Below are 25,965 nucleotides of genomic sequence, written 5' to 3' on the forward strand. Positions count from 1 at the left end.
ATGCATCCAAAACCCAGCTAAGCCGCACGTCGCTTAAAAGATCCCCTTTAAAAGGGGCTTGCGATCCAACGATGCAGCCAAGAGCCTCGAGTATTGCTGCATTGTGGATTCATTTACCAGAGAGACCTGAAATTCAGAAACCACTTTTTGGCGCGCTGCCTTTCCGAAGCGCTTTGCCAAAGCAGAATTTTCGAGCAGCAAGCGAATCGCCAGCACCAGCGAACGGGCATCGCGCTGAGGCACCAATAGACCGGAGATGCCATGGTCGACCACATCGCGGCAGCCCGGCACATCGGTAGTGATGATCGGGCGTTCCATGGCGGCGGCCTCGATCAAGGCGCGAGAAAGACCTTCCCGCCAAGAGGGAAGCACCACGATGTCGCTGGCGGCATAGACCAGCTGCATGTCCTCAACATGGCCGAGGCAGCGGATGCGTTGATTGGCACGCAACTCAGCCAATTCAGCCGGGGTCAATGCCGAGCGGTTACCGCTATCGAGTGCACCGGCCACCAACAGCTCAAGTTCGACTCCATTTGCCCACAGACTCCGGCAGGCCTGCAACAACTCTGCAATGCCCTTTTCACGTATCAAGCGCGAGGGGAACAACACCTGCAGGGGGTCGTGGAACTGGCCAGCGGAATCTGCGCTGGGCTTAAAACGGTTGATGTCGACACCGGAGCCGCGGATCAGGCGAGCCCGCTCGCCATCGGTAATTCCAAGCTGAATCAAGGTCTCTTGATCGTCGCTATTTTGGAACACCACCGTGGACCGACGCGCTTTGAAGGCCGCGCGATACACCGGCTTGATTGCCGTACGCAACAATCGGCTGCGTTTTCGCGTACCCAGGAACACATGGCCTAAACCAGTCACGGCATTGATCACCCGATATATCCGCGCTCCCTTGGCGGCAATGGTGCCGTAAAGGCAAGCTTTGATTGTGAAATGGTGAACGAGATCCGGCGTTTCACGTCGATAGATGCGCAACAGATCTATGAGGGCATGGGCTTCGCTGAGAGGGTTTACGGAGCTGCGCGCGACTAGCCAGGGATGCACCGTAAATCCTTCCGCTTCCAACAGGGCGGTGTAGGCATCGTGGGGTGCCACCAACTCCACGACATAGCCATGTGCGCGCAAGTTCTGGAGTAGGGGCAGCCTAAAGTTGTAGAGATACCAGCTGGTATTGGACACCAACAGCACTTTCGGGGCAGTCTGTTTTGCTGCTGGCACCAGTCGCCCTAAGGGAGTAATCAAATTGCAGCACATCGCCGCGCTGGGCAGGCAACGCCGGTTTCGTTTTGTGGTGGCAGGCACGGCCAACACGCTGGTTAGCCAAGGGGCGCTCTTGGTGCTGCTGGGTGCTCTGCCCGTGATCTCTGCCACCCTGCTGAGCCAGCTGCTGCATGCCGGCTGCAGTTATCTCACCAGTGCCAGGGCCGTGTTTGGCTGCAGCGGCAGTCCACAGCTCTACGTCCTAGTGGTGACCTTGAGCTGGCTGATGCAATGGCAAGCGCTGGCGGTCTTATTACGAGCCGAGCTGCAACGTTCGCATGCCGTAGCCATGCTGGTCCCAGTGCTGGCGCTCACCTCCTACAGCCTGCAGAGACGGCTGGTGTTTCGATGAGAAACCCAGCCGAGCTCAATCCAGCCCAGGTGGCTGTGGTAATCCCTTGCTTCCGAGCAAAGGGCCTCGTTGGCCCGGTGGTAGCTGGAGTGCTCAGGGTCGGGGAGGAGCTGGGGAACTACTACCAACTGCTCGTGCTGGTGGTGAACGACGCCTGCCCCGAGGAGAGCTGGCACGAAATTACCGGCCATCCCCAGGTGCAGGTGCTGCACCACAGCCATAACCGCGGCGTCGGAGCCGCCACCCTCACGGGGCTGCAGGCAGCGTTGGAGCAGCAGTGCCAGGCCATGGTGAAGCTCGACGCCGATGGCCAGCACCCGCCCTTGTATTTACTGGATCTGATACCCCACCTACTTGGGCAGCCGGCTGGTGAGCTAGCTCTAGTGAAGGGCAGCCGCTACCGCTGGCCAAGCCCACCCGGATCTATCCCTTGGGCGCGCCAACTGGGCTCGATCCTGCTGGAACCGATGGCGCGGGCGGCCCTGGCCTACCGCAATCTCACTGACATCAGCAATGGCTACTTGGGCTTGAATCAGTTGAGCTGCCGCTACCTAATGGCAGCTCAACTGGGGCCATCACTGCAGCAGCGCTATTTATTTGAAAGCAGTGTGCTGGTCCGCAGCGCCTGGCTGGGCCTTGAGCTACGGGAATTTGCGATGCTGCCGCGCTATGGGGAACGCTGGATCAGCTCAATGGAAAGTGGCGCGATGGTGCTGCCGCTGTTGGGGTTTTGGAGCCAAGCGACCCTGTCGAGACTGCTCCGCTGCTACATGGCCAGCGTTAGCTTGGGTAGCGGTTTGTTGCTGATGACGGCATTAAGCTCAGCGCTGGCCGGATACCTGTGGATTACGAGGGTTGGCCCTGAGATCGCCGATCGAACCCAAGTGAGTGCTGGCACCTCGAGCGCTTTCACAACCGCCTGCGCTACCGCTCTGGTGAGCTTGCTGTTGCTGTTCCTCTACGACTACCGCTCAGGTAGTGATGTGAAGGTGTTGCGCTTTCCTGCTCTACTGCGGGATTTGGAGAAGAAACAATCAGTCGATTAACTAATAGCTATAAGCCAGAGAATGGTTTTCTTGCATATCAAAGCAATTTATCTCAAAAGCCAATCCAATAGCATAATCCGTCATTATAAAATAAAAACTATTCAAATTTACACATCAATTTTTCAAAGAATGCAAATCCGAACGGGAGACAACCAGGGCAAGCTAAAATACACAATAAAAACAATTTGATTATATTGAACCAATGGAGGCAAGCACAAGCAGCAAAGGAAATTGAGCACTTCTTCGCAAAACCAGTAAAGAGATTTACGCTTCACTCAAATCATCGCCTTTAAACTCTTCATGAAGAAGCTAAAAAACTAATGAAGCGAAATTAAGAAGATCCAAGAAATCGCCAATTGCCCCTAGATCTTTCTGAGCAATTCTCCCGAATACAATGAACACTAATTTATCATAATCTACGTAAAAATCCGAGCAAGGAAGGGCCTGCACGAATGGAATATGAACAGACTTCTAATAATCAAAATGTAAATCACACTAGATGACCTTAGCCATACCGAGTCGCGCAGCTTCCTCTAGCACTTCGAAAGACTTCGAACACCGATATATATTCGGTCAAATATCAAAGCATAAATAAAAAAAAATTTATTGGCTCTTAACCGTGCCCAAAGCCTCACTCTCTTATATATCCCTTACATCCGCCTAAGGAGAAAAGCGAGTCTGCACTGCATAGAGACTAGTTTCCCAAAAAGGATTAAGCAGCCCTAACAAGGTAAATCGATGCAGAAGCATTTTACGGAAGATGCTTTAACTATTGAAATACACAGATTTTAAAGCAGACTTTCATTGATTCAATCAGTTAGACGACTAATAATTATTTTTTTAGCTTGCTTAATAGCCTAGACACAAGTTCGCTAAACACGCGAAATTAACTGGGACTCATTTTCAATGAATCATGAAATAGTACAAATTAATGACATAAGAATTTCAAGACTACACACGTGGCGCAAACCGGACTACATAGTTTGACGCCACTAAAGTCAAAAGAGAACGAAGGAATGGGTGGCATCGGTTCACATCCAAGACAAATGAGTAGACGAAAGGCAGCGAGACGATTGCTAAAACATTCTGAGGTAGAAGAGCGCTGGAACTCTTGACAGCTTTTGTGAGTGCGAAAAGATCAAAATAATTGATCTTTAGAGAGTCAAACAGTGAAACTGCTCGGCGAATTAAAGAAGAGCCATTTGGAAAGGAAATGACAAAATCTGAATTCCCAACATTAGAGCCAATAACCCGAGCAACAAAATCTAAAGGCATATCAATACATCCTAATGATTCACAAAATAAGAGGCAACTATTGGGATATAGAAAGCTTTGCCCACAGTACTCAAAAATATTTTGATGTTGAAGTGTTAGCAGATCACATTCAACCGGAATAAGGCCTTGGCGCTCTGCCCTCATACACATAGCAGGAGAGAAATCTAAGCCGTATACTTGGATTCCAGAAGAAGCGATTGGTGCTGTGACAGAACCATCGCCGCATCCACAGTCAAAAACGACTTGATACTGTTGCTGGATTAATAGATGACGAACAGATTTATGAATAGCGCGAACAAGCGCTGCGTCTATAAACCCGTTGACGTAATAACCAGGGATGTCGGAGCATAAGGCTCGTTCTTGAAAGTAGTGTCTCCAATCTGCAAAAGAGTTTTTCCCAAAATTATCCACAGGAGTACATCCAGCAAAACTTACTAAATAGAGTATACAGAGATTTATTTCTTGTAGAGATGACCAGCCTAGTCAGTATTCTCAAAAAAGCTCGCAATACCAAATTAAAATAAATTGAAAGTTTAGAGTTAGCGTACATTTGCACTGTTCCATCATTGCTGACTCGACAGCTATGAAGTAGAGCCCGTTTAGCTCCAAGCCGTTCCTTAAATATACTCAAACCCCATTGTGATGTGGATCCCAAGCTAAAGATTTGCTGATTAGTACTGAAAGCAAGTGCGATCGCCTGATTCCATAGGCCTATCGATGTAAAATTAGTTGAATAGGCACTATCCATAACCAACCATTTGACATGGAACACACGGTTCTCTGAAGAGTAAATGAAAAAGCCTACAATTCTCTGATCCTCTCTAGCGATACAAAGAGTTGCTAATCCAGAACGCAACAAACCCTGAATATAATGCAGTGGTGGGCATGGACTGCCTAGTCGACAATGTTCGCGCAACAAAATAGAATTAATTCTGACCATGTCAGAATTAGGGATATAATTATATTCAGCAAAGGATAATCTTTTGATCGCCTGCCTGCATTTTTCGCGCACTCTTTTAGATAGCTGATGCAAGTATTGCTCATAACTATCTCCAAGAACAATGACATGATGGAGCAATCCAGCGTGGGCCGAAAGACGAGCTAAATCATCGTCAATCGGACAGTCGAATCGAATCGCTGGCAAGTTAATCGAGTCGTGTAGATTCTCAGAGAAATCCCAAGGCATTTTTAGCTTTGAAATATCACTAACAAACCAAAATGGCAGCCAAGGTACCGCAACAAGGCGTTCAAACCCAAAGATGCGATACTTAAGCCATATACCTTTATGAACCTCTAAGCCAAGTGCTGCTCCAGTAGCAGATGACCAGCGGCGAACCCAATCTAAACTATAGTGAAACAAAACTCCACTCAGCAGACAACTTTTATGGGAACTTATATTAGCTCATGAGCAATAGGATTCATCTAGTCACAGCACTTGCTGTTGCCTCGATTGCTTGTCTTTGGCTATTCGTGCCTGGAGCGAAAGGATTAGCAGCTGACAATGTCTGGTATGTAGCGGCTGGAAATCAACTCGTTAATCTACAGTTTGACGCCGTATATATTATATTTTCACCACTGTATTCGCTAATAGCATTCGCCTGGTCCAAACTCAGCATCAATTCAAACATGCGTTTCACGATTGAGGTGATTACCTGTTTTACATTTTCAGCGTTTACTTGGTATTCATTACTCGCGATTCCACGGTTCATATTAACGCCGATACTTTCAAATTCAGGCTGCAATGTATTGATTAAAAAGATCTTTTTCATTTCTCTATTAATTTTTAATCCAGTCATATTAAAATATTCCTTGCCAATTTTTTCAGACTCTTATTCCATCATTGGCGGTACATTGTTTACATTTTTTCATGGCATCGAAGCAAAGTCGCACCATCTAGTTAACAGGTACACAATCAATAGAGTAGATCCAGTCTCAAAAATACTTTTGAGCCTTCATCAGAAGCCTGTAATTTATTTTTCTCTAATTAGCCTGCTCTGCTTACTAAGGTATGGAAACTTTTTCTTACTTTGCTCGTCATTGTTCTTTTACTTTTGCACTAATAAAAGGATGACTAGTGTACAAACTAAGCGGAATCATTCAAAGTGGGTTAGATTATCTTTTATCGCAAGCTCAGCAGCAATGCTAATTGCTATTCAATCATTCATTCTTAGTTTTTATAAAGATTGGAGTATGAATTTGTTGAATAGCTCATCTGGATTTCTAATACCCGTGAGATTAGTTCAGAAGTTATTAATGGTATTTATATTAACTATAGGAGGGCGCGAGGGCTTTCGGTGGGCTATCAATGATCCAATGGCACTTCTTAACTTTGAATCACTACAGAGACAATATTCACTGGCGGATTACAATATCTCATTTCAGGAATATTTACTCTCATTGACCTATCTTGCATTGATGCTGGTTGCATTTTTATTTTCGTTAATTGGCATGTGGCGAATTTGCAAAAGAATCTTTTGGCCTTACATTTTAGGAGTCACCTTGCTCTTAATTACAGAAGTAGCTATTAATGTAGCGCATCAACGCTACTTTCTCCCATTTTTGCCCAGTCTTTACTTTGGATTATTCCATGCAATTTATTGCAAGAAACTAGATTCCGATATTTGGAAATCTCCTAACGGTGATTTGCCAAGAATAAACCAATAGTTATGAAGATATATCCGATTATATTTTTAGATTCAATAAGGTCTCCTAGCACATAGCTGGACGCAAGAGGAACTACTAAATAGCAAATTGCGGTAGTCCAGTAAATACGGCTAAGTTCAGAATGTCGCAGGGCAGTGATCCACAGAATTACCCCTGTAGCTGCAAATATTATGAATAATATTCCATGCCAAATCCGCATATTCATAGAGAAGTGGCTTGAAGATCCGAACAATTGAATTGTTTCACCCAATCTCGTAGTAGCAATTTTAAGCTCAATTTGAGCAATAGATAGGACAACTCCAGAAAGCAATGCTTTCACGACAGGAGTATTTAATCCCGAAAGATGCGATAAAATCATAATTTATACAAGTTACAGTGGGAGGCCTCATCAATTGATTGCAGAATAATAGAGCGAACATGGGATAGCCAATCATGTTTGGCACACTTTCGATGAAGTTCATAGAGCGCTGAGCTTTTAGTCTCCAAAGTGCCAGCTAAAGTTGTGCAATAATCCAAGGATCCAAGTGAATACAATACGTCCTTACTACCACTGATATATGAAAATATCATAGCCGGCAGCAATGCGATCCAAGAAGTCCACTGGCTCCGGTAGACATGAAAAGCCAAAATAATTCGAGTCCTCCAAAATGGGCGACTCAGTGCAATGTATGGGATAAATTTTACCGCACTGTAATGATTATGTTTAGAGAAGACTTCGAAGAATTTCCATCTACCAGTGGCAGTATAAGTTTTATAAAAGAGTGGCTCACAATGGGGCTGATTAGAAAGAGCAATCATGCAAGCCACAAAAGTACTATCGTGATCTTGATGCCCTCCTTCCAGAGCGGGACACAACACTACAGAGTACTGATCAAGAATATTTTTTAAGAGCTTAATAAGATTTGGTAGATTTTGATGAAACAGACCATCTATATATTGCTGGCCCAAATCCTTTGCATTGATATAAGCCCACTGAAGGATTTTGCAAGAGTTTTTAGCTTCTAGGCATCGGTGATCTGAACCACTTAGGAATAATACCGTTATGCAGTACCCTTTCGACTCGAAGTATTTCCCATGGGGGATACAAAATATTTCATCGTCCGCATGAGGCGCTAATACAAGTAAATTGTGCCCTCGCAGATCAGTGTTTTTGTTTTTATCTTTGTTGCAACCAAGCCTATCAAAAGCATCAAAAATTTTCATACATGAATCGGGTTGAGAGAGTTAAACTGATTCATATTTCTGCCAATAGTTAATGCTGATACACTTTTCTAAAGGCTGAATTTAAAACAACAATAAGCAGAAAGCAGTGACCCCTTGATCGGGTGGGTACTTTGGGCGGCGGCATTGGTCGGAGAATAATCTTCGAATAAAACAAAACATGAAGTGGATCTTCTCGGAGATGCTTATAGTTTTTGTGTGTGCTGAATAGCCTACATAATAGACTATAGATTCAATGAGTATTACCCGATTTCAATAAGTTGCTCATAGTAGATTTAAATATATACCTTCTAGGTACTGTTGCTACAGGGTGCTATCAGCACTCGGTCGGCGTACCGATCATCAGCTGGCGATGTCTTCGGAAGCTGTGGAAGGTTACCCAGGGCGCAGCGCAGCCAGAGCCCTAGGCCTAGCAGTGCTGTCTGAGTCTGAAACCTGGCTATGACGTTAGCCATCTTAGGCAAAATGACGGCTAGTGTTCCCTGGCTGAGGTAAGCCGATGGCTGGCTGAGCAAGCGTCCTCCAGCTCAGGTCTGCTGTTCACCCGGTGATCCATCTTTCACTGGATCACGGGGCAGGTAGGAGATAGCCAACCACTGCCTGCTGCTACTTGCCTTACTCGACCGCTAGCCCTAGCTGCATCAAAAGTGCAGATGGAAGCATTAGGCCAGAAATTGTTCAGTTGTTTTTTCCAATTTCGATATTGCTGCCCACGTTTATGGGACGGCCCATACGCGCTACTCGATACAGATCATTCCTCTCTTATTGCTTATGCTCTGCGAACCGCGTCGCTTCCCTACCTACAACCCCAACACGCTGGCATAGGGCAGCCATCCGCTGGCGTGGGTGGCGAAGTTGAGCCACACAAACTCCACGGCTACGCAGAAGCCCAACACGGCTAATAGCAGCTGAGTTTGCTTGAGACCAAACAATTGGGTGCAGGGCAAGCGAGAGCCCACCACCAGCTGCAGGGGGATCACATAAAGAGCAATCCTATCCACAGCGGTGCTGTTGTCTGGCAGCAACACCAGGGCCATGGCGCAGACCAGGGCCGTTAAGGCCATGGCGCGCCAGAGGCGCAGCTGCTGATCTGTGAAGTCAAAACGCTTGGGCCAAAGCAGCAGGAGCAAGCCGGGTAGCAGATTCATGGCCACGCGAATAGCGGCGCCTTCTGATTTGTATTCGACTTCGATGTAACCAGCGACCATCATTTCGACGTGGGCTGCCAGAAAAGTTTGCACCAGGGCCGCACCTACAATCAGCAGAATCAGCAGGCGGAGGACCCGCATGAGGAAAGTGCGGCCCCGCACGGCGGGAACCACAAAGGCCAGCATCACAAGAGCCGTGGAGTGGAAGGTGGCGGCAGCGGCCATGGCAAGCAGAAAGGGCCACATTCGGCCCCGCTCCAGGGCCAGCATGCCAGGCATGATGAAGCCCAAGGCCACCCCTTGGCGGCTGTAGCCCATGGCCACCACGATCACCAGATAGGGAATCGCAAGGCAGAGCGCCAGCCAGGGCAGGGGCTGGGCCCTGCAAAAAACAACCAAGCCAGCCGAAAAGATGGCCCCACTCACAATGTTCACCCCATAGATGCCTAGGGGATTGTCAGCAAATAGCCAATTAAGGATGTTGTAGCCAGGGTCGCCCATGGCGATTGACTCGGAGATGGGAATGCCTTCGGCGCGGGTGAGGTAGGGGATGTAGCTGAACCAGTCGCCGCCGACCTCATGGCGCAGGCCAATGAACAGGGTGAGTGTGATGCCGATCAGCCAGGCTTGCCAAGCGGGCCAGGGACGGCGCGGGCCCTCCAAACAGGCCCAGATGGGAAGCAGCAATAGCAGCCAATACGGAATCACTGAACTAAGGAAGAAGCAAAAGAAATCGCACCTTAGGAATGAACTGGCGCTTGCACTGCATCTACTGCGCCTCGCTCTCCCACCTTGAACAGGCCTAGTAGAGGGTGCGATCGAGAACTTCACCGATGGCGCGGCTGCTGGCCTCGAAGCCTTTGCCGGAGGGGAGGTAGTAGAGCTGATCGGCCCGGATGGATGGCCCAGGTGCCGCTGGCCTGGAAGCCCACCGGTTAGGGGAGCATCTGGAGGCCGGCACGTTCAAACAGGCGGCGGGCAGGGGGCATTTGGAAGATGCAGGTCACCAGCACCACGATGCTGGCGGGCGGCAACTGGGCAGCCACCATACGGGCTCCTTCTGCGGTATTGCTCACGCGGGCGGGGATGGCCAGCTGTGTTGCTGCACGTTTATCCCCACTGCTCCAGCCAGGCCTGCCACATCAGCACAGACCAAAGCTTGGTGGTGTGGTCGTAGCGCCCGGAGAGGTGCTGCTGCCAGAGCCGGCTGATCGGCTCGGGGCTGAGGTAGCCCTCGCTACGCAAGCGATCCGGGTGGAGTAGCTCAGCGGCCCAAGGGCGTAGGGGGCCGCGCAACCATTGACCGATCGGGATTGCGAAACCGGCTTTGGGTCGTTCAATCAGATGCTTTGGCACATATTTGTAGAGAATCTGGCGCAGGGACCACTTGCTGGCGGCTGCGCCCTTGCCGGGGGGAATCTTCATAGCCATGGGCAGTCGCCAAGCCAGGGCCGCCACCCGGTGATCGAGGAATGGTGCACGAGTTTCTAAGCCCACGGCCATCGCGGCACGATCTACCTTCACAAGAATGTCGTCTGGAAGGTAACCCAAAGCATCCCAAACCATCATACGGGCCACAGAATCGCCGCTGAGGCAGGCGGGCAAGGGCTGGAGAGGCACTTCCTGGTCGGACGGCTCGCAGATGAGGGAGCGGTAGAGATCGTCGCTGCTGTTCACATGGCGCAGCCTGGATGCCAGCTTGTGGGCCTTATGGCCGAACTGCTTGATCGGCAATGGACGCCCCAGGGCATCCCAGGCTGAGGGCGGAAGACTGACGATGGCGCTGCCGAGGCTGCGGCGCAAAGGAGCAGGCAGCCAGGCCAGGCGATTCCAGATGCGTGGGCCCCAGAAGTAGCGGTTGTAGCCACCAAAGAGCTCATCACCGCCATCGCCGCTGAGGGCTACGGTGAAGCCGGCGAGGCGAGCTTCTCGGCAAACCAGGTGGGTTGGTAGTTGTGAAGAATCGGCAAAGGGTTCGGAATACAGCTGTGGCAGCTGGGGGATTAGAGCGAGGGCATCGGCACTGGTTAGCGTTGTCTCGTAATGGTCGGTGCCGAGGTGTGCTGCTACAGCGCGGGCATAGGGAGCTTCGTTGAAGCCAGCTTCCTCGAAGGCGATGGTGAAGGTGCGCACCGGCCTGCTGCTTTGGCTCTGAAGGAGGGCAGTTACTAGGGATGAATCAATGCCACCAGAGAGGAAGGCGCCGAGGGGCACATCGGACAGGGCCTGGTCGGCAACGGCCTGGGTGAGAGCTTGCTCCAGGGTTTCTAAGGCTTCAGTTTCTGAACTGAATGGCTGGGCGTAGCTGGTTTCGATCTGGGAGTTGAGCTGCCACCAGGGGCGGCTGGCAGGCAGAGCAGCGCTTGGCTGAAGGGGCAGCGGAATCGACACACAGTGGCCAGGCGGCAGCTTGGTGATGCCGGCGTAGATCGAGAGCGGCGCCGGCACATAGCAAAAACGGAGCAGCTCTGTAAAGGCCTGGCGGTTGATGGGGTTTTGGAAGCCGGGATAGCCCCGCAGGGCAGCCAGCTCAGAGCCAAACAACAGAGCCTGCTGCTGGCCGCTACCGCTGAGGCCCCAATACAGGGGTTTTTCACCAAAGCGGTCGCGGGCGAGCTGGAGCTGATGATCACGAAGATCAACTAGTGCTAGCGCCCACATGCCTATGCAGCGCTGTAAGGCAACTTCCAGGCCCCAGGCTTCTATGGCAGCGAGAAGGATTTCGGTATCGGCATGGCCGCGCCAGGCTGGTGCCAAGCCGGCAGCCTCCAACTGGCGGCGAATGGCTCGGTGGTTGTAGATCTCACCGTTGAAGGCGATCACATAGCGACCGGTGGCGCTGGTCATCGGCTGGTGACCAGCCGATGAAAGATCGAGAATCGCTAGCCGCTGGTGTGCTAGGGCTAGGCCAAGCTCTGGCTGGACCCAGACGCCTGCATCATCTGGCCCGCGATGGGCGATGGCGGCGCCCATACGGGTGGCTTGTGCTTCTAAATCACCAGGAGCTTCTGGGGAAAGGCGAACAAAGCCTGCGATGCCACACATCAGATGCCTTTCTCGATCTGCACCACGTCATTGAGGCCCTGAAAATTGCTTCCCATAATATTGAGGAGGGACTGGTGGGATCTATCCGTGGCGAACAGGGCGGCGAAGCCGCGGAGAGCATCAAGAAAGTGATTAGAAGTTGAAACTGCTCGGGTTGACGTCGTCATGTTTCAGCCTTGCAGCCCACCACACACCATTGGGGCGAACGGGACGAAAAGCGAAGATCCACCAGCCCGGCGGCGGTGTTTGGCAGGTGATGGAGCAGGCCGAGGCTCAGTGGAACTACACATATAGGTGATCAGCCAGGGCCTAGCGGCCCACGTCCAGGGCACTGGAGGGATTGATGCAGTGCAGCCGGCCCAAGCGGGGAGCCACAAAGCCGGCCCAGCGGCTGGAGCCGCAAGCCGCAGCCCATGTCAAAAGCCTCGGCATTCGGAAGCAGCTGTTGCCAGGGAAAGATGAAAAAGTATTGGTTAAACAGCCGCTCAACTTCTGTGGGCGCAATAGCCCTTGATCGAAGAGCTGAGACTCATCACCTAATTCGGCGATATTGCAGTGTTTGAGGTTTGGGCTGGAGGCTATACCTTTGGGTGACCGGCGGCAGCACGGCGAATTACATCGGTGAGCACTGGCAGGGCACTGCGAAGGGAGTAGCGCTGCTCGACCCAGAGGCGCCCGGAGGCGCCTAAGCGCCTACGCAGATCGGGATTTGCCGCCAGTTGCCGGAAGGCAGCAAGCCATTCAGTGGAGCTGCCTGCAAGCAGACCGCAACTGGACGGCACGGCATCCACGTTGGCACCCACAGGGGAAGCAATCACCGGGATGGCGCAGGCCATGCACTGGATCAGTTTGTAGGCGCATTTGCCGCGGGCCCACTGGGAATCAGGCAGCGGCATCACACCCACATCGAACTGCTGGATCAGAAGCACTTCCTGCTCCAGGCTCCAGGGTTGCTCAATCACCTCCACGCCAGCCATTACAGGGGCGGGGCCGCCCACCACGAGCAGGCGCACAGGCCGCTCGAGGGATAGCTGTTGCAAAGGCTCCACCAGCTGCTGCAGATAGGGAGCGGTGGAAGGGCTACCGATCCAACCCAAAGTGAAGGGGGAAGCTGGCAGATCCGAGGGCTGTGAATCAGCAGGGAGGTAGTGATCAGTATCGACACACGAGGGCAGCAGCGTCACGCTGCTGTTGAAGCGCCGGACGTAAGCGGCGAGCCCGGCATTGCCGGCGGTGGCGGCAACGGCAGCGGCCATCATGCGCTCACACTTGGCTCCCAACAGGGGATGTAGCCAGCGCAGGCGGCCAGTGCGATATTTGAGATAGAAGGCGTCATCAAGGTCATAAACGAATGGGTTCTTCAGGAGGCGCCGCTCCAGCCAGCTGGGCAGAAAAGGCATCAACTCGCCATACACAATTGCTAAATCGAAGCGATCGGACTGGTGCAAGGCTTTCAGGCGCCGGCCATAGGCAGTGATCAGAGCGCGCAGTGACGGGCGGCCACCGGCGAAGCTGCGCTGTAGGTAGGCGTTGTCGAGCAGCGACTGGATTTCAAGAGAGATGCCGGCAGTAGCTAAGGCCGGCTGGTACTGCGACAGCCGGACGCGGTGGCTGGCTGCCTGGGAGCCGTAGAGGGAGAAGGCAAGAACGCGGATCACACTGGCTGCGATGTTGAATCAGGCGAGAATGTCTGCATAAAGCTGGCGATAGGCGGCGGTGCCTGCTTCCAGTGAAAACAGCTCTTCTGCTGTTCTGCGGCAGCGGCTTGCAAGCTGAGAATCTTTGAGCAGCTCCAGCAACTCCGCAACGCAAACATCCATCTCAGCTGCGCTAAAACCGGGTGCCAGTACCCCAATGCGGTTGCTACGGACCACATCTTCCACATCTCCAACTCCCGGGTTCGTAACAACAGGGAGGCCGCAGCCAAGAACTTCTGCCATACGGGTGGGGGAACGCCCTAATTCAGAAGTAGACCCACCCGCATAAAACATCACCGAAGCAGTGTGCCTTTGCACAATTGCAGGCATCTCAGCAGGGCTAGCCGATTTAATTATTAGCCTGTCGATCCAACTAGAATCTGGCTTAAGGGAGGCAAAGATTGCTTCAGGTGAATCGCGACTGATCAACTCAAATCTAGCTGTTGAATCAACTCGTGCCACGGCATCGAAAAAGGCACGCAACCAATCAATAAGAAACCAACCACTCAGCACGGTGCCTATACAACCGATAACCAATTGGGAGGAGCTGGGTGTACTTAAAGGGGTAAATCGTTGTAAGTCGGCGCAGGTAGGAATAACAACGATGCGTTGACCTGATAGCTCACGTGGATATTGAACCTTCAGATAGTCAATTGCGACATGTGTGAGCGAAATAACAGCACTAGCTTCTTTCAGACAGCTCTGCTCCAACCAAATAAGAGCTCTGTGCAGAACAGAGCCACGACTTAGATGACGAGCGGTGATAAGCTCTTCCGGCCAGAGAGCCCGCATATCGAAGATAAAAGGCACCCCAGTAAGCTTACGCAGCAATAAAGCAATGGCTGCAGGCACGTAAGAGCGGGCATGGACAAGATGGGGCCTTGGCTCTAACCAGCATTGTCGAAAAGAGGCGAATGCAAGCTGGAGGACAGCCAGGGCGGGGGCCCAAGGCCGGGGCCTAGCGTAAAAGCGCAAGGCGATCCAGTTCATTCCTTGAATAGCGCAACCCGATTTCATTTTCTGCACTGCGACTACATCAGCACGATCGGCGGACTTCTCAAAACTAATTATAATTAATGAGTAATCCTTGCTCAATCCCCTTAGGTATGGCCAAATCTGGCTTTGACCCAGTGGTTCCAATAAGCCATTACGGGTGAGATAAACAACACGCCTAGAACAAGGTGAATATTCGGACATCAATCTTTCTTATGCGCGATTAGAATAGTCGTAGAACCCATCCCCATAATCGTCAACGTCAAATTGATCAACCGCTTCAAACTACGAAGCAAACTTGTACCTTCAGAAATCGTTCTGAGGTCAGGTGCGACTACATGATCATCGATATAGCCGGAAGACTTCAAATTTCTTTTGCCAAGGTAAGGTAACCTAAAAAGGCTCCTTACAAACCCGAAAAGCTGAGGGGAGATATTATTGCTTTCAACAGCAATAAGTCGAAGCCTCGGCTCATGCTGACGCACAAGGCGAGCAAGGCCCCTTGTGGAAAAATAAATAATATGCTCAGGATGAAATACATTCCACTTCTCTCCTAGGCATAGGCGATCTAGGGAGTCATAGTTTGGTGTTGTGAGGTACAAGACACCACCTGGAGCAAGTAGGTCGGTCGCACGCTGAATCATGGCAACAGGATTTTCAACGTGCTCAATCACCTCAAACATTGTGATTGCATTCCAGGATGAGGAATCCAATGCAGGAGAGAAAAGCGAATGTTGCTGAACAGGTAGGTTAAAGCTGCGTGCGACGGAAACCGCCTCTAGAGACAACTCTATACCTTTAATCGCATAGCCCGAATTGCGAGCAGCCCAAACAAATTCTCCTTTGCCACAGCCCACATCTAAAATATTTTGAATGTTTGTAATTTTGCAAAGCCTTTTAAGCACACGATCATAACTAACAAGAGTAAGAGGAGAAACAAGATCCTCTATTTTTGCACCAATATACTGTTTATAGTAGGAATAAAGATCTTCCTGGAAGAAGTGGTCTGCTTCAGCCAAGAAAATAGTTTTGCATTTCATGCAACGGCCGATGGACACCTCTGGTCGAATATCGCGACGATGGTGGCCTGCAACCCGATAGATAATTTCGGATTTGTTTGACCCACAGATAGGGCACAATGCCTTCTTGTTGCTCATAATGGTTAGTCCACTAACTGGCCAAGCCAAAACTGAAAAATAAGTATCATCTGCTGAGGGGCGATTTGATCAAAGAGGACGCTCAGGCGTGGAATATCGAAGCATTGCATCGATCCCAGGCGCAAAGAGAACTGTCGTTGCATGGTCCCGATTTATCAAGCCATGAGCCAATGAGGGAAAAGGGCAGAACAAACAGAACCTGATATGAGAAGAAACAAAATTGTGATGTCAAAATCGTCGATAAACGAGTACGTTCAGTTCTTAGCAGAACTTAAAATGGTTTATCACAAGGTTAAAATTAATTAAAAGGCTAGGCCAAACACAGACCATGGAAAGTGGCCATCGCAAAAATCGAAGATGTAGCTAATGGTTCAGGATGATCGCTTGATCGCCCGCACTACTGTAGAACAACCAGCTGGATAGGTCGCCAACCCTGCGAAGGTCACCTCACAGCCACCGCGGTTGAACATGCGGGCAACATCCTTAACCCGCTGGGGGTTATCGAATTCGGGAGAAAGGCCATCAAAGGTGTCCATTACCGCCCACTCGCGACGCTGATACGAATTGAGTCCTTTAGGGAAACCACGTAAGTCGGTGATCGGAATGAATCGCGTAAGGAATCCGACCCGCAGGAAACAAAGGGTGTCGAAGAGGAGCAACATCCAGCTGATATTGAGGCGAATCAAGCGCAAAAGAAAGGGCTTGGGCAAACGCTTAGAGAACGGCCTGAGAAAATATTTAGAATGAAACTTGGTATACCAACCATTGATCGGATAAAAATCGACCACTATCTCTCCTCCAACCTTGGTTTTAGCAATCAAGGCTGTAACAGAATCTTCAAATGAGGGCGTATGCTGAAGAACTCCGAGGCAGAAAACTCTATCAAAACTGTTATCCAAATAAGGTATTTCATAAATAGACGCCTGTGCAAGTTGCAGGCGATCCCTGTAAACAGCATTATTGGTATGATTAGCATCAACAGCACTTGAATAATCTATACTGTGTAAAACACCTGTAGTCGTTCTGAGAAAGACCTCACTGAAGCGGCCCGCGCCACTACCTACCTCTAGAACACTGTAGTGGCTTAGATCCGACGGATCCCAGCCTGTTTCGCTGTAGAAGCGCTGCTCACTATGATCCGTACCAGAATAGACATCGAGCTGGGTTTTATTAAATAGGTTCCACTGAAAGCCGAAGCTTTCAGAGTAGTTGTCAGCGTCGCAGAACCGTGGGATACCATGAACTACAGGATAAAATTCACCGCTTTGAGGATCAACTAATTTCTCGCCATCTCTGTTAAGCACTGTGCATCTGCAGGGATGAGAATAGGGAAGAAATATCGAATGTTCGGACATTGGAACAAGTGAATAGCGGAATTGAACAGGTCGAATGCTGAAAGACAGCTAAGAAAAAACTTGTAATTGAAAGCAAACTCAGATTCAATCAACAATATACGCTGATCAAAGAGGAACGAAACCTCGAGTAAGCAAGTAATTCACTGTAGTTGGAATAAGAATTCGAGGCTATCAAAGAGAATTGTAGCCTTTTCAACCGAATATGCCGCAAAGAGGAAGCCTCTCCATCCCGACCTTATTCGCCAGAAAGGGGCTTAATCGAGCGGTGTGATAATGTCTAAAGGATAATGGTAAAAAGCTTACGTGAGAAGACTAAAAAGGGAGCAGCACAGACGAAGGGTGTCATAGAGTTCAGAAAGAAGGAGCATTCAATAAATGACGCTTTACTACTGAAATGAAGCCTGAACAACACAACGAAAAATTACACCGACAATTATAGAAAATCGAGAGGACTAAGCTATAATTCACTAATCAAATGAAGTTCTAGAACCGCTAATTAAAAAAAATATGAAAACGAAAGCTAAGTATTGAGAAAAAGTCCAGCAGGCGTTCGATTGGAGTAACATTCAGACAATTAAAACAGAAAAGCGAAGAAACTTGTGTTGAAATAGCTTCTATTTATTATCATCACTAAGACTACGAATATCAGAAGCAAGCCAATCCGGGATTGCAATAATCAATTGATAAAAATCTGGATTAAACTCATCGATCATGACAACAGCCCTTGAAGAACCCTTGATCAAACGATAAACGGTACTGTAGATAAGCTGAAAAAAGACAGGAAAAACATTTGGCGGAGATGGTGATTTTTCAACATATGCAAAATTAGAGTAATTGAATGATTTGATTAAATCAATTGACCTAGTGCTGTTGCCTACGAAGTCTGATTTATGCTGTTCGAAGATTATTATTGGCTGATTCTTTTCTATCACTTCTCTGGCGCCAAGCAAAACATCGTACTCGTGACCTTCAACATCAATTTTAATTAGTTTTACAGGAGAAACAGTTTTATCAATTACAGAATCCAGCGTCTTCAAGTTGAGATTGAGACATTGACCACCCCCTTCAGCGACAATGCGTGATCCACCCATATTTTTTGGGTCGACAACAAAAGATCCTTTTTTCTCGGAGCTTGAAAGCCCAAAATTAAAACATTTAATATTAGTCGCCAACCTGGAATTCAACTTCAATAGCTCAAATGTCAATGGTTGGGGTTCATAACTGAATACGTTAGTAAAGTATTGAGAAAAATACACACTATGATTTCCAATATTGGCACCAATATCCAAAACAGAACCCTGAAAGATTTCGTCTCCATTTAATTGTTTTAACCACTCAAACAAAACCTCTAATTCATCGACTTCATAAATACCATCAATATTGATCGCTGTAGATACATAGTCAAATGAAAAAACTACAAACTGCTGACGATGCTCAAGATGTTGACGGGCCAGCCTGTTTAGATTGGACTCTAAAAAATATCTTTGAATCTTACTTAACACATTCGGAGAAGACGATTTCTTTACGAAAAGCGTGGTTTTGTCTGTGAAGTCAGTCATGAATAATCCTCAAAATGTCAGCTATTAGCTGCAAAAGAACGGATCTGACGCAGTGTTACATCGCGCATATTCGCTCCATTCAAATATGCTTTGTGCCAATCCAAAATGTGCTGTATTGCAACCTCTAGAGGCCACCTCGGCGTCCATTCGAGTTTCTCTTTTGCCTTAGAAATGTCCAGCTTTAGAAAATTAGCCTCATAAACATCATCCGATGCACATTTCCAACTCGCATCATTTCCCCAAGAAGTGACCATTTTTTCGACTACCCAGTCAACACGTTTAGAGTCTTCTGGAAATGGTCCAAAATTGAATGCTTCAGCAAATTGTAGACCATCAGTCCAGAGTTTTTCTGCCAAAAGAAGATAGCCACCGAGGGGCTCTAAAACGTGCTGCCATGGTCGTATCGCTTGTGGGTTTCGTACACATACACAATCCCCCGTTTCAATCGCTCGAATAATGTCAGGTATTAATCTGTCTGTTGACCAGTCACCACCGCCAATAACGTTACCTGCTCGTGCTGTTGCCATGGCAACAGGATACTCAGCGTATTTGTCGGCATTGAAGTATGAATTACGATACGCAGAACTCACTAACTCTGAGCAACCCTTACTACTGCTATATGGATCGAAGCCACCGATGGGTTCATTCTCACGGTAACCCCAGACCCATTCCTTGTTTTCATAACACTTATCAGTCGTAACATTCACGACCGATCGCACACTTTGTGTTTGGCGAATCGCTTCTAGTAAATACACGGTTCCCATCACATTAGTGGAATAAGTCTCAACAGGGTCTACATAAGAGCGGCGCACAAGCGGCTGAGCAGCCATGTGGATAACAATATCGGGTGCGGACTGTTGCATAGCATTAGTCAACTTAGTGCCATCACGAATATCGCCAATAATAGATTTCATACCACGAGCCACCTGCGCTACTTCAAAGAGGCTGGGATTAGTGGGTGGGTGTAGTGCGTAGCCGGTGACTTCAACACCGAGTTGCTGCAACCAAAGGCACAGCCAACTACCTTTGAAACCGGTGTGACCTGTGACAAATGCCTTTTTACCACTCCAGAATAAAGAGTTCATGGCCACACCTTCCACGGTGCTTTGCCAGATTGCCACAGTTCTTCCAAATGGTTCTTGTCACGAAGGGTATCCATAGGCTGCCAGAAACCACTGTGCTTAAAAGCTTTTAGCTGGTTGGATTCTGCCAACGCCTCAAGAGGTTCGCACTCCCACAAAGTTTGGTCGTTAGAAATAAGGTTAATAACTTTGGGTGAGAGCACAAAAAAACCACCATTAATCATGCCGCCATCACCCTTGGGCTTTTCCTGGAAGGCGGTGATCCGCTTATCAGAGTGAATCTCGAGGGCGCCAAATCGGCCGGGTGGGTAAGTGGCAGTGAGTGTAGCTTGCAGCCCGTGGGCGCGGTGAAAATCTATGAGCTCGGTGATGTTGATATCACTCAAACCATCACCGTAAGTAAAGCAAAAATCTTCATCCCCTTTCAGGTAAGACTTAACACGCCTGAGCCGACCGCCAGTCATAGTGTGGTCTCCTGTGTCCACCAGAGTTACGCGCCACGGCTCGGCACTTTGTTGATGGACTTCCATGCTGTTTTTGGACATATCGAAGGTGACATCCGACATGTGCAAAAAATAATTAGCGAAATATTCCTTGATTACGTAACCCTTATAACCGCAACAGACAATAAAGTCATTAATGCCATAATGGGAATAGATTTTCATAATATGCCAAAGAATCGGCTTACTTCCTATCTCAATCATGGGCTTAGGCTTAAGATTGGTTTCCTCTGCCAACCGGCTACCAAGACCACCAGCCAAAATAACTGCCTTAATTTTTGAATTGCTCGTCATATTCTATTCAAAGTAGATTGTTAAACATTAGGCTGGCAAGATACCAACATGAGCTTTGTACCATTCATATGTTCGGGTCAATCCTTCATGAAAAGTAGTTGCACACTCCCAATCAAGCATTTCCTTCTCCAATGCTGAATCATAGATTTGATCAATACGTTCATCGCGATTCTCATGAAGAATACGGGGATGCAATTCCTTCTGGCCCGAAATTGAAATGAGTAAAGTTACAAGATCTTGCACCGATATACTCTTGCCAGTACTAATTTTAAGAGGATTAGCGGAAAGGGACATATTTGGCAAACGCTCTGCAACAGCACAATAGGCATTAACAACGTCACCAACATAAACATAAGAACGGGTCATTTTTCCATCACTTCTTATGACTGGAGAATCCCCCTTTAGTATAGACAATATAGCACTAGGGATGAGTCTATGCCAATTTCGATCTCCCTCCCCATATATATTGTCTGTGCGAACGCAAGCAACAGAAAGCGAGTAACTATCGCGATATGAAAATGCTATTAACTCGTCGGCAGCCTTGGACACCATATAAGGATGGTATCTTCGATTAGAAGACGAGCCAAAACAAAATTCTGCTTCACGGCTAGAGGCAATAACTATTCGCGCATTAGGAGTGTAAATCCTACACGCCTCCAAGATTGAATAGGTGCCACGAATATTTGTTTCCCATAACGCATAGGGCGATATAAGCTCAGTATTATTATTAGATGCAGCAAGGTGAAAAATTACATCGAAGGATTTGTTAGCAAACAAACGGTGTAATTCATTCAGATCAGCAACATCGCATGTTACCGCGGTGACCTCGCTCGTATTGAAAGCAAAAGGAATATCAGTGTATGAATCCTTATTAACAGTCGCGTGAACACTCGAACCACGCGCTACGAGTCCTTTAACCAAGGCCGCGCCTAAAAATCCGCTTGCACCCGTTACAAGTACATTGGATTGTCGCCAGTCAAACTGAGCGGGATCTGACACTACTAAATATAATTAGAGAGAAAACGCTTGATCTTCAAAGCTATTATCTAAATAACGTTCATAGTTATCAATGTCTACCAAATGAAGGCGAGGCAAGGCAAATATTAGCTTCCCTCCACGTTGCAAGAACTCCATTTCATCTCGGATAACTTCGTTGCGAAAGTGCCATATAAACACAAATAAGTATTCAGGCTTACGGGCTCTCAGTTTTTCATGAGAGATAATTGGAATTCGTGTTCCAGGTGTAACTAGACCATCTTTTTCTGGATTACGATCTCCAATTGCCTGAATGTCATTCGGACCAAGTCCGCAGTAATTTAGAATAATATTTCCTTTAGTAGAAGCCCCGTACCCGAATACCTTTTTCCCAGCTGCACCTAACATCTTGAATAAGTTTTGTACATCATCACGGTGCGCCAAAATTCGATTATGAAGACGCTGGTATGTCGAGGGTTCATCAAGCAATGCCTCCTCAGAAATAAGACGATCAATTTCACTCTTATTGGGAACATAAGGACCATCTTCCTTGCCTACGAAGAGATAAAAACTACCGCCATTCATATCGTTTAGAGATACTTCTAAAGTCTTAAGTCCACACTGCCGAAACATCCATTCCATTTGCCGTAAGCCAAGATATGTTACATGCTCATGACAAGTTTGATCATAAGAAAGTTGTTTCAAAAACAAAGGAAGATAGGATAATTCTAAAGCCCAAACACCATCAAAAGAGAGTAAAGCACTTATATCCCTAATAAATGTCAGCGGATCATCAAGATCGTAAAACATTGCGATGGATGTAATGATTTTACACTTTTTAGTTCCTATAAGTGTACGTGCTGCTCGCTGCGAGAAAAAATCATAAGCGACACGAATATCAGGCTGATAGTTTGAACGAAACTTCTCTGCAGAGGGATCAATTCCTACCCGCACAAGACCTGCCTCAGCACCATAGTGGTTTAATAAGGTACCGTCATTGCAACCAATATCCAAAACGACATCACCACTCTTCGGCTCAGCATATACAACTAACTCATTGACTTTACTAGTAAGATGGGCGACCATAGTAGGGCTAATTGAAGAGAAATAACCGTAAGTTGTTCCATACATTTCATCCAGGTCTGCTGTATGTCGAAGTTGAACAAGTCCACATGCGTTTGGTGAAGCGCTTTTATCACAGCGGATCAGGTCAAGGGGCGAAAAGGAAGGATCAGGAGCGTCCGGGGAAGGAAATACGCTGCTGAGTGCTTGGTTGCCCAGATCAATAATTGATACTAAGTTTGAATTACCGCAAACACGGCATTTCTTCCAACTCTTTGAAATCATTTTGAATCCTTCGAAGATAATGAGGGTTGAATAAAACCATTTGGCGAATTACCGTGAAAACTAGGGATACGCAATCTTGAATAAACCAATTGAATTAGTTTATTCAAGACACGCCGCCTGAATGTCCAAGATGAAACCACTAATTTGGGGAAAACATAAATCAAGAACTTAAGTGCAGGATACGGTATCCCTCTACCCCTTTTTTCCAAAGCGACATAAAGATTGGTAAAATGATATTCATCTATATAAATCTGTTTAATTCGGTTTCCGAATTCGCTTGAAACGAAAGCAATGAAACTCTTATAATCGAGAACACCGCAGGAAGATGATATCGTGGTGTCGTGATTACGCATCCTTACAAGAGGTTCGTTTACCCAGACAATTGGGCCGCGGTCTAATATTTGCGAAAGGAATATAGTGTCAAAGTAATATCGACATTTAGAGAGATCAGGATAAATACCCTTAATCAATTCTGTATTGTAGGCATACGAGCTAAAATTGGCTGCACCACCAAAATCGCCAGCCAAATATTGCAATACGAATTTATGTTTATCATAGAAGAAAATATTTTTATCACTCGCAGCAAAGACATGGGTATTGCCTGTAACCCCCCTCTTTATCCGTGTGCCATGGGAATTGATCATTATCCCGTTAGTACCAACAGCGGCCGCATGCGGCGTCACGCTGAATTGCTTGATTATTGTTTCTACATACTCTGGCTCCATGACATCATCATCGTGAAACATAACGAAATAGGGTGTGACCACAGATGAGATCACCTTTCGGAAATGTTCGATAGCTGGAATTCCGGGAAACCATGATTTGTATTGCAGTGATGGAAAGTCAATATTGACTATCTCTTGGAGTTGCTTGTTGGAAGAGTTATCTGATATTACAATATCAAACGCACAAGTAGATTGATTAAGGATTGACTTAATTGCCTCCACCGCAAAACGCGGTCGGTTATGGCATAGTAGTACAACAGTAAGGAGTTTCATGTTAGTTTCGTCGATTATGCTAAGACTCTCATTAAACGAATGTGTAGTGAACATATTACAAAGTCAACTGGGAGGGTAGTGGCTCACAAATTGGTCAAACTCATGTTTTATGTTTTCGAAGGAATCGGGTTTAAAGCATAATCGCTGTTTATCAGTGGCAAACTTATAATCTTCTCCAATAACGTGCCCAACAGCCTTGTATGCTTCTTCTGTAGTAATTATCGAGTTGGCCGGCAACATATTCATGCAAATATAGCTAGCGGTTGGATTAAAAACGGCAAGATCAGCACAACCATTAGGCACAAAAAAGTTAAGAAAGGCGGTCTCGTAGATCGCAGCACGTAAACCAATATTCCAAGAGCACTCTCTAAAAATACTTGCATCCTCAAAAGCTGACTCCTTGACGAAGGCATTGTCTGTATCTGGAATAATCACCGCATGATAGCCACTTACTAATAAGTAAGTGGCAAACTTTGACCAAGCATCAATATTGCTGTTGCGACCCTTATCATAGAGGGAGCTACGGATTGTGATAGTTACAACTGGTAATTGTATTTTATTCATTTGCAGCCAATCTTGAACATACCTAAGCCCTTGGGGAAGAGCTCTGAGGCCTTCTACTAAATTTGGTTGGTCTAGTTTTTTGTATCTCAAGACGGGGTCGGATGGAGCTCTCAGATTTACACCATCATAAAGATATGGATATACATCATGATTTTTTATAAGATCAAATACATCATCTCTTCGGGGTAAAAAATAAAGTCCTCTGCAAAAAGGAGACAGAGGAATTAGCGGCATGATTATATTTTGAAGCCGCCAGAGCTTACTATGATCGTCTATAACGGAGTCATACTCTACAAAACTCAAGTCCGGTCTAAGCGCAGTCGAACGAGGGACTACAACTACAACGAAGCCTTTTTTTCTTTGCTTCTTTGCTTCAAACTCAGCATCTACCAACATCATAACAAAGGAATATGTTATGTCGCAGATTTCTAGATCGTATATTAAATAGAGGAGTTCATCATGCTTTGCTTTTTTAAAAAATTTGAATATTTTTTTCCTGGCGCCTAAAGCAAAGTCGATTAATTGTTTTGAAGACTGCTTAGTAGGGTTTCTAATTTCTATTTTTAATCTATTAAAAAACCATAATAGACCCTTTTTATGAATTTTATTAAATAGCACATGCGGGCTTATCTTCATGAGACGTCTAAATTCGGTTCAGAAGCCAACACAATGTACCTGAAAATACCTATCGGTCGATCTGTGGCTTCATCCCCAGGCACAGATCTGAGATCACCAGCATACTTCCAGTCAGGGCATGCTCATTGAGCAAGCTCAGGAACTCTCGCCAGAGGCCCTCGGCCTTGATTTCGATGACGGAAAAGCCGAGGGCCTTACGATAGGCAAGGATATTGATGCCGATCGCTACCATCACGGCCAATGACACCACCAGAATAATCTGGTCAAACTGGCCGTTCAGGTAAGTGGCCTCACAGGTAGACGTCGGGGAGATGGGTGTGGTCCAAGGGCCGGCCTAGGAGGTCTTCTACATGGACGTCGAGCACCTGGCAGGTTCTGCTGATCTCCGATTTGAGATTCCACGCACGAACCCAGCGCATCGACTAGTGCCTAGACCTTGCGGGTGGAGATGCCTTCGCGTAGGACTCCAACACCACCGCATAAAGGGCTTGCCGACACGGCGACGCGGCTCAAACCAGGTAAAAGAAGCTGCCCTGCAGCAAAGATGGAATGGACGAGAAATGTCGACCACCTGGATAGTGAGCAACCGCTCCGGATGGCCGTTGCGAAAGGTAGAGCGCTGATCCAGGCAGGGCTTATGGAGCTGGGCGACTGTGATAACAGAAACTGCGGCTTCCAGCAGATGCTGAAAGCAGGGGCTCACGATTTAAGCGCTCACGGCGCTTGCGCTGGTGCCATGCACGAGCTGTACCAACTCTTAGCGCCACTATGGGTATGTGTAATGGTCT

General features: G+C 47.7%; 26 protein-coding genes. 3 read left to right on the forward strand and 23 right to left on the reverse strand.

The window, feature by feature from the left end; translation table 11 throughout:
* Positions 1 to 33: 33 nt before the first annotated feature.
* Complete coding sequence (locus SIB42_RS01670) at positions 34 to 1,188, reverse strand: glycosyltransferase family 4 protein (RefSeq protein ID WP_197459847.1); 1,155 nt, start codon at positions 1,186 to 1,188, stop codon at positions 34 to 36.
* Between SIB42_RS01670 and SIB42_RS01675 the strand changes: the two genes are divergently transcribed.
* Positions 1,181 to 1,621 (forward strand): GtrA family protein, encoded by a 441-nt coding sequence (locus SIB42_RS01675; RefSeq protein ID WP_197459848.1) that lies wholly within the window; start codon positions 1,181 to 1,183, stop codon positions 1,619 to 1,621. The two genes, SIB42_RS01670 and SIB42_RS01675, sit on opposite strands and share 8 nt — an antisense overlap.
* The gene (locus SIB42_RS01680) at positions 1,618 to 2,667 is read left to right on the forward strand and encodes a glycosyltransferase family 2 protein (RefSeq protein ID WP_067093220.1); all 1,050 of its coding nucleotides are present in this window, start codon (positions 1,618 to 1,620) and stop codon (positions 2,665 to 2,667) included. The genes SIB42_RS01675 and SIB42_RS01680 overlap by 4 nt, the downstream gene beginning before the upstream one ends.
* Positions 2,668 to 3,618: 951 nt before the next feature.
* On the opposite strand, the gene SIB42_RS01685 is transcribed toward SIB42_RS01680, so the two are convergent.
* The 3 genes from SIB42_RS01685 to SIB42_RS01695 all read right to left on the reverse strand — a co-directional run bounded on the left by SIB42_RS01685 (position 3,619) and on the right by SIB42_RS01695 (position 5,738).
* Positions 3,619 to 4,353, reverse strand: coding sequence for a methyltransferase domain-containing protein (locus SIB42_RS01685; RefSeq protein ID WP_074160702.1), 735 nt, complete (start codon positions 4,351 to 4,353; stop codon positions 3,619 to 3,621).
* Positions 4,346 to 5,302 (reverse strand): hypothetical protein, encoded by a 957-nt coding sequence (locus SIB42_RS01690; RefSeq protein ID WP_156485122.1) that lies wholly within the window; start codon positions 5,300 to 5,302, stop codon positions 4,346 to 4,348. Before SIB42_RS01690 ends, SIB42_RS01685 begins: the two co-directional genes overlap by 8 nt.
* 166 nt (positions 5,303 to 5,468) lie before the next feature.
* Entirely contained in the window at positions 5,469 to 5,738 is a 270-nt protein-coding gene (locus SIB42_RS01695) for a hypothetical protein (RefSeq protein WP_067093221.1), read from the reverse strand.
* 271 nt (positions 5,739 to 6,009) lie between these two features.
* Between SIB42_RS01695 and SIB42_RS01700 the strand changes: the two genes are divergently transcribed.
* Positions 6,010 to 6,606 (forward strand): hypothetical protein, encoded by a 597-nt coding sequence (locus tag SIB42_RS01700; RefSeq protein WP_413328276.1) that lies wholly within the window; start codon positions 6,010 to 6,012, stop codon positions 6,604 to 6,606.
* A 354-nt stretch (positions 6,607 to 6,960) separates the two neighbouring features.
* On the opposite strand, the gene SIB42_RS01705 is transcribed toward SIB42_RS01700, so the two are convergent.
* From SIB42_RS01705 to SIB42_RS01795, 19 genes are all read right to left on the reverse strand, one after another.
* Positions 6,961 to 7,809 (reverse strand): PIG-L deacetylase family protein, encoded by an 849-nt coding sequence (locus tag SIB42_RS01705; RefSeq protein WP_074160703.1) that lies wholly within the window; start codon positions 7,807 to 7,809, stop codon positions 6,961 to 6,963.
* An 818-nt stretch (positions 7,810 to 8,627) separates the two neighbouring features.
* Positions 8,628 to 9,662: an EpsG family protein gene (locus SIB42_RS01710; protein ID WP_197459849.1), complete on the reverse strand. Its 1,035-nt coding sequence runs from the start codon at positions 9,660 to 9,662 to the stop codon at positions 8,628 to 8,630.
* Positions 9,663 to 9,777: 115 nt separating this feature from the next.
* Complete coding sequence (locus SIB42_RS01715) at positions 9,778 to 9,936, reverse strand: hypothetical protein (RefSeq protein WP_197459850.1); 159 nt, start codon at positions 9,934 to 9,936, stop codon at positions 9,778 to 9,780.
* On the reverse strand, positions 9,911 to 10,051 hold the full coding sequence (locus tag SIB42_RS01720; RefSeq protein ID WP_156485124.1) for a hypothetical protein: 141 nt from the start codon (positions 10,049 to 10,051) through the stop codon (positions 9,911 to 9,913). Before SIB42_RS01720 ends, SIB42_RS01715 begins: the two co-directional genes overlap by 26 nt.
* Positions 10,052 to 10,085: 34 nt before the next feature.
* On the reverse strand, positions 10,086 to 12,020 hold the full coding sequence (asnB, locus tag SIB42_RS01725) for an asparagine synthase (glutamine-hydrolyzing) (protein ID WP_067093225.1): 1,935 nt from the start codon (positions 12,018 to 12,020) through the stop codon (positions 10,086 to 10,088).
* Positions 12,020 to 12,187, reverse strand: a complete 168-nt coding sequence (locus tag SIB42_RS01730; protein WP_156485125.1) for a hypothetical protein — start codon at positions 12,185 to 12,187, stop codon at positions 12,020 to 12,022. Before SIB42_RS01730 ends, asnB begins: the two co-directional genes overlap by 1 nt.
* A 142-nt stretch (positions 12,188 to 12,329) precedes the next feature.
* Positions 12,330 to 12,452: a hypothetical protein gene (locus tag SIB42_RS01735; RefSeq protein WP_255359898.1), complete on the reverse strand. Its 123-nt coding sequence runs from the start codon at positions 12,450 to 12,452 to the stop codon at positions 12,330 to 12,332.
* Between the two features lie 146 nt (positions 12,453 to 12,598).
* Positions 12,599 to 13,678, reverse strand: a complete 1,080-nt coding sequence (locus SIB42_RS01740; protein WP_082824986.1) for a glycosyltransferase — start codon at positions 13,676 to 13,678, stop codon at positions 12,599 to 12,601.
* An 18-nt stretch (positions 13,679 to 13,696) separates the two neighbouring features.
* Positions 13,697 to 14,812 (reverse strand): glycosyltransferase, encoded by a 1,116-nt coding sequence (locus SIB42_RS01745; protein ID WP_413328281.1) that lies wholly within the window; start codon positions 14,810 to 14,812, stop codon positions 13,697 to 13,699.
* Positions 14,813 to 14,913: 101 nt separating this feature from the next.
* Positions 14,914 to 15,768 (reverse strand): class I SAM-dependent methyltransferase, encoded by an 855-nt coding sequence (locus SIB42_RS01750; RefSeq protein WP_413328283.1) that lies wholly within the window; start codon positions 15,766 to 15,768, stop codon positions 14,914 to 14,916.
* Positions 15,769 to 16,238: 470 nt separating this feature from the next.
* Complete coding sequence (locus SIB42_RS01755) at positions 16,239 to 17,171, reverse strand: class I SAM-dependent methyltransferase (protein ID WP_197459852.1); 933 nt, start codon at positions 17,169 to 17,171, stop codon at positions 16,239 to 16,241.
* A gap of 665 nt (positions 17,172 to 17,836) precedes the next feature.
* A complete protein-coding gene (locus SIB42_RS01760; RefSeq protein WP_067093228.1) occupies positions 17,837 to 18,781 on the reverse strand; it encodes an FkbM family methyltransferase in 945 nt (314 codons plus the stop codon).
* Positions 18,782 to 18,798: 17 nt separating this feature from the next.
* On the reverse strand, positions 18,799 to 19,902 hold the full coding sequence (gene rfbG / locus SIB42_RS01765; RefSeq protein ID WP_231856333.1) for a CDP-glucose 4,6-dehydratase: 1,104 nt from the start codon (positions 19,900 to 19,902) through the stop codon (positions 18,799 to 18,801).
* Positions 19,863 to 20,639 carry a glucose-1-phosphate cytidylyltransferase gene (gene rfbF / locus SIB42_RS01770; RefSeq protein WP_067093351.1) on the reverse strand — a complete coding sequence of 259 codons (777 nt, stop codon included), beginning with the start codon at positions 20,637 to 20,639 and terminating at the stop codon, positions 19,863 to 19,865. The genes rfbG and rfbF overlap by 40 nt, the downstream gene beginning before the upstream one ends.
* A 45-nt stretch (positions 20,640 to 20,684) precedes the next feature.
* The gene (locus SIB42_RS01775) at positions 20,685 to 21,656 is read right to left on the reverse strand and encodes an NAD-dependent epimerase/dehydratase family protein (RefSeq protein ID WP_074160704.1); all 972 of its coding nucleotides are present in this window, start codon (positions 21,654 to 21,656) and stop codon (positions 20,685 to 20,687) included.
* A gap of 12 nt (positions 21,657 to 21,668) precedes the next feature.
* Complete coding sequence (locus SIB42_RS01780) at positions 21,669 to 22,979, reverse strand: class I SAM-dependent methyltransferase (RefSeq protein ID WP_067093230.1); 1,311 nt, start codon at positions 22,977 to 22,979, stop codon at positions 21,669 to 21,671.
* Positions 22,976 to 23,977, reverse strand: a complete 1,002-nt coding sequence (locus SIB42_RS01785; RefSeq protein WP_156485126.1) for a glycosyltransferase family 2 protein — start codon at positions 23,975 to 23,977, stop codon at positions 22,976 to 22,978. The genes SIB42_RS01780 and SIB42_RS01785 overlap by 4 nt, the downstream gene beginning before the upstream one ends.
* Before the next feature lie 63 nt (positions 23,978 to 24,040).
* Positions 24,041 to 25,177: a hypothetical protein gene (locus tag SIB42_RS01790; protein WP_067093232.1), complete on the reverse strand. Its 1,137-nt coding sequence runs from the start codon at positions 25,175 to 25,177 to the stop codon at positions 24,041 to 24,043.
* A 49-nt stretch (positions 25,178 to 25,226) separates the two neighbouring features.
* Complete coding sequence (locus SIB42_RS01795) at positions 25,227 to 25,424, reverse strand: transposase (protein ID WP_156485127.1); 198 nt, start codon at positions 25,422 to 25,424, stop codon at positions 25,227 to 25,229.
* Positions 25,425 to 25,965 lie beyond the last annotated feature (541 nt).

This window comes from Synechococcus sp. MIT S9508 (assembly GCF_047303045.1).
Classification (GTDB): domain Bacteria; phylum Cyanobacteriota; class Cyanobacteriia; order PCC-6307; family Cyanobiaceae; genus Synechococcus_C.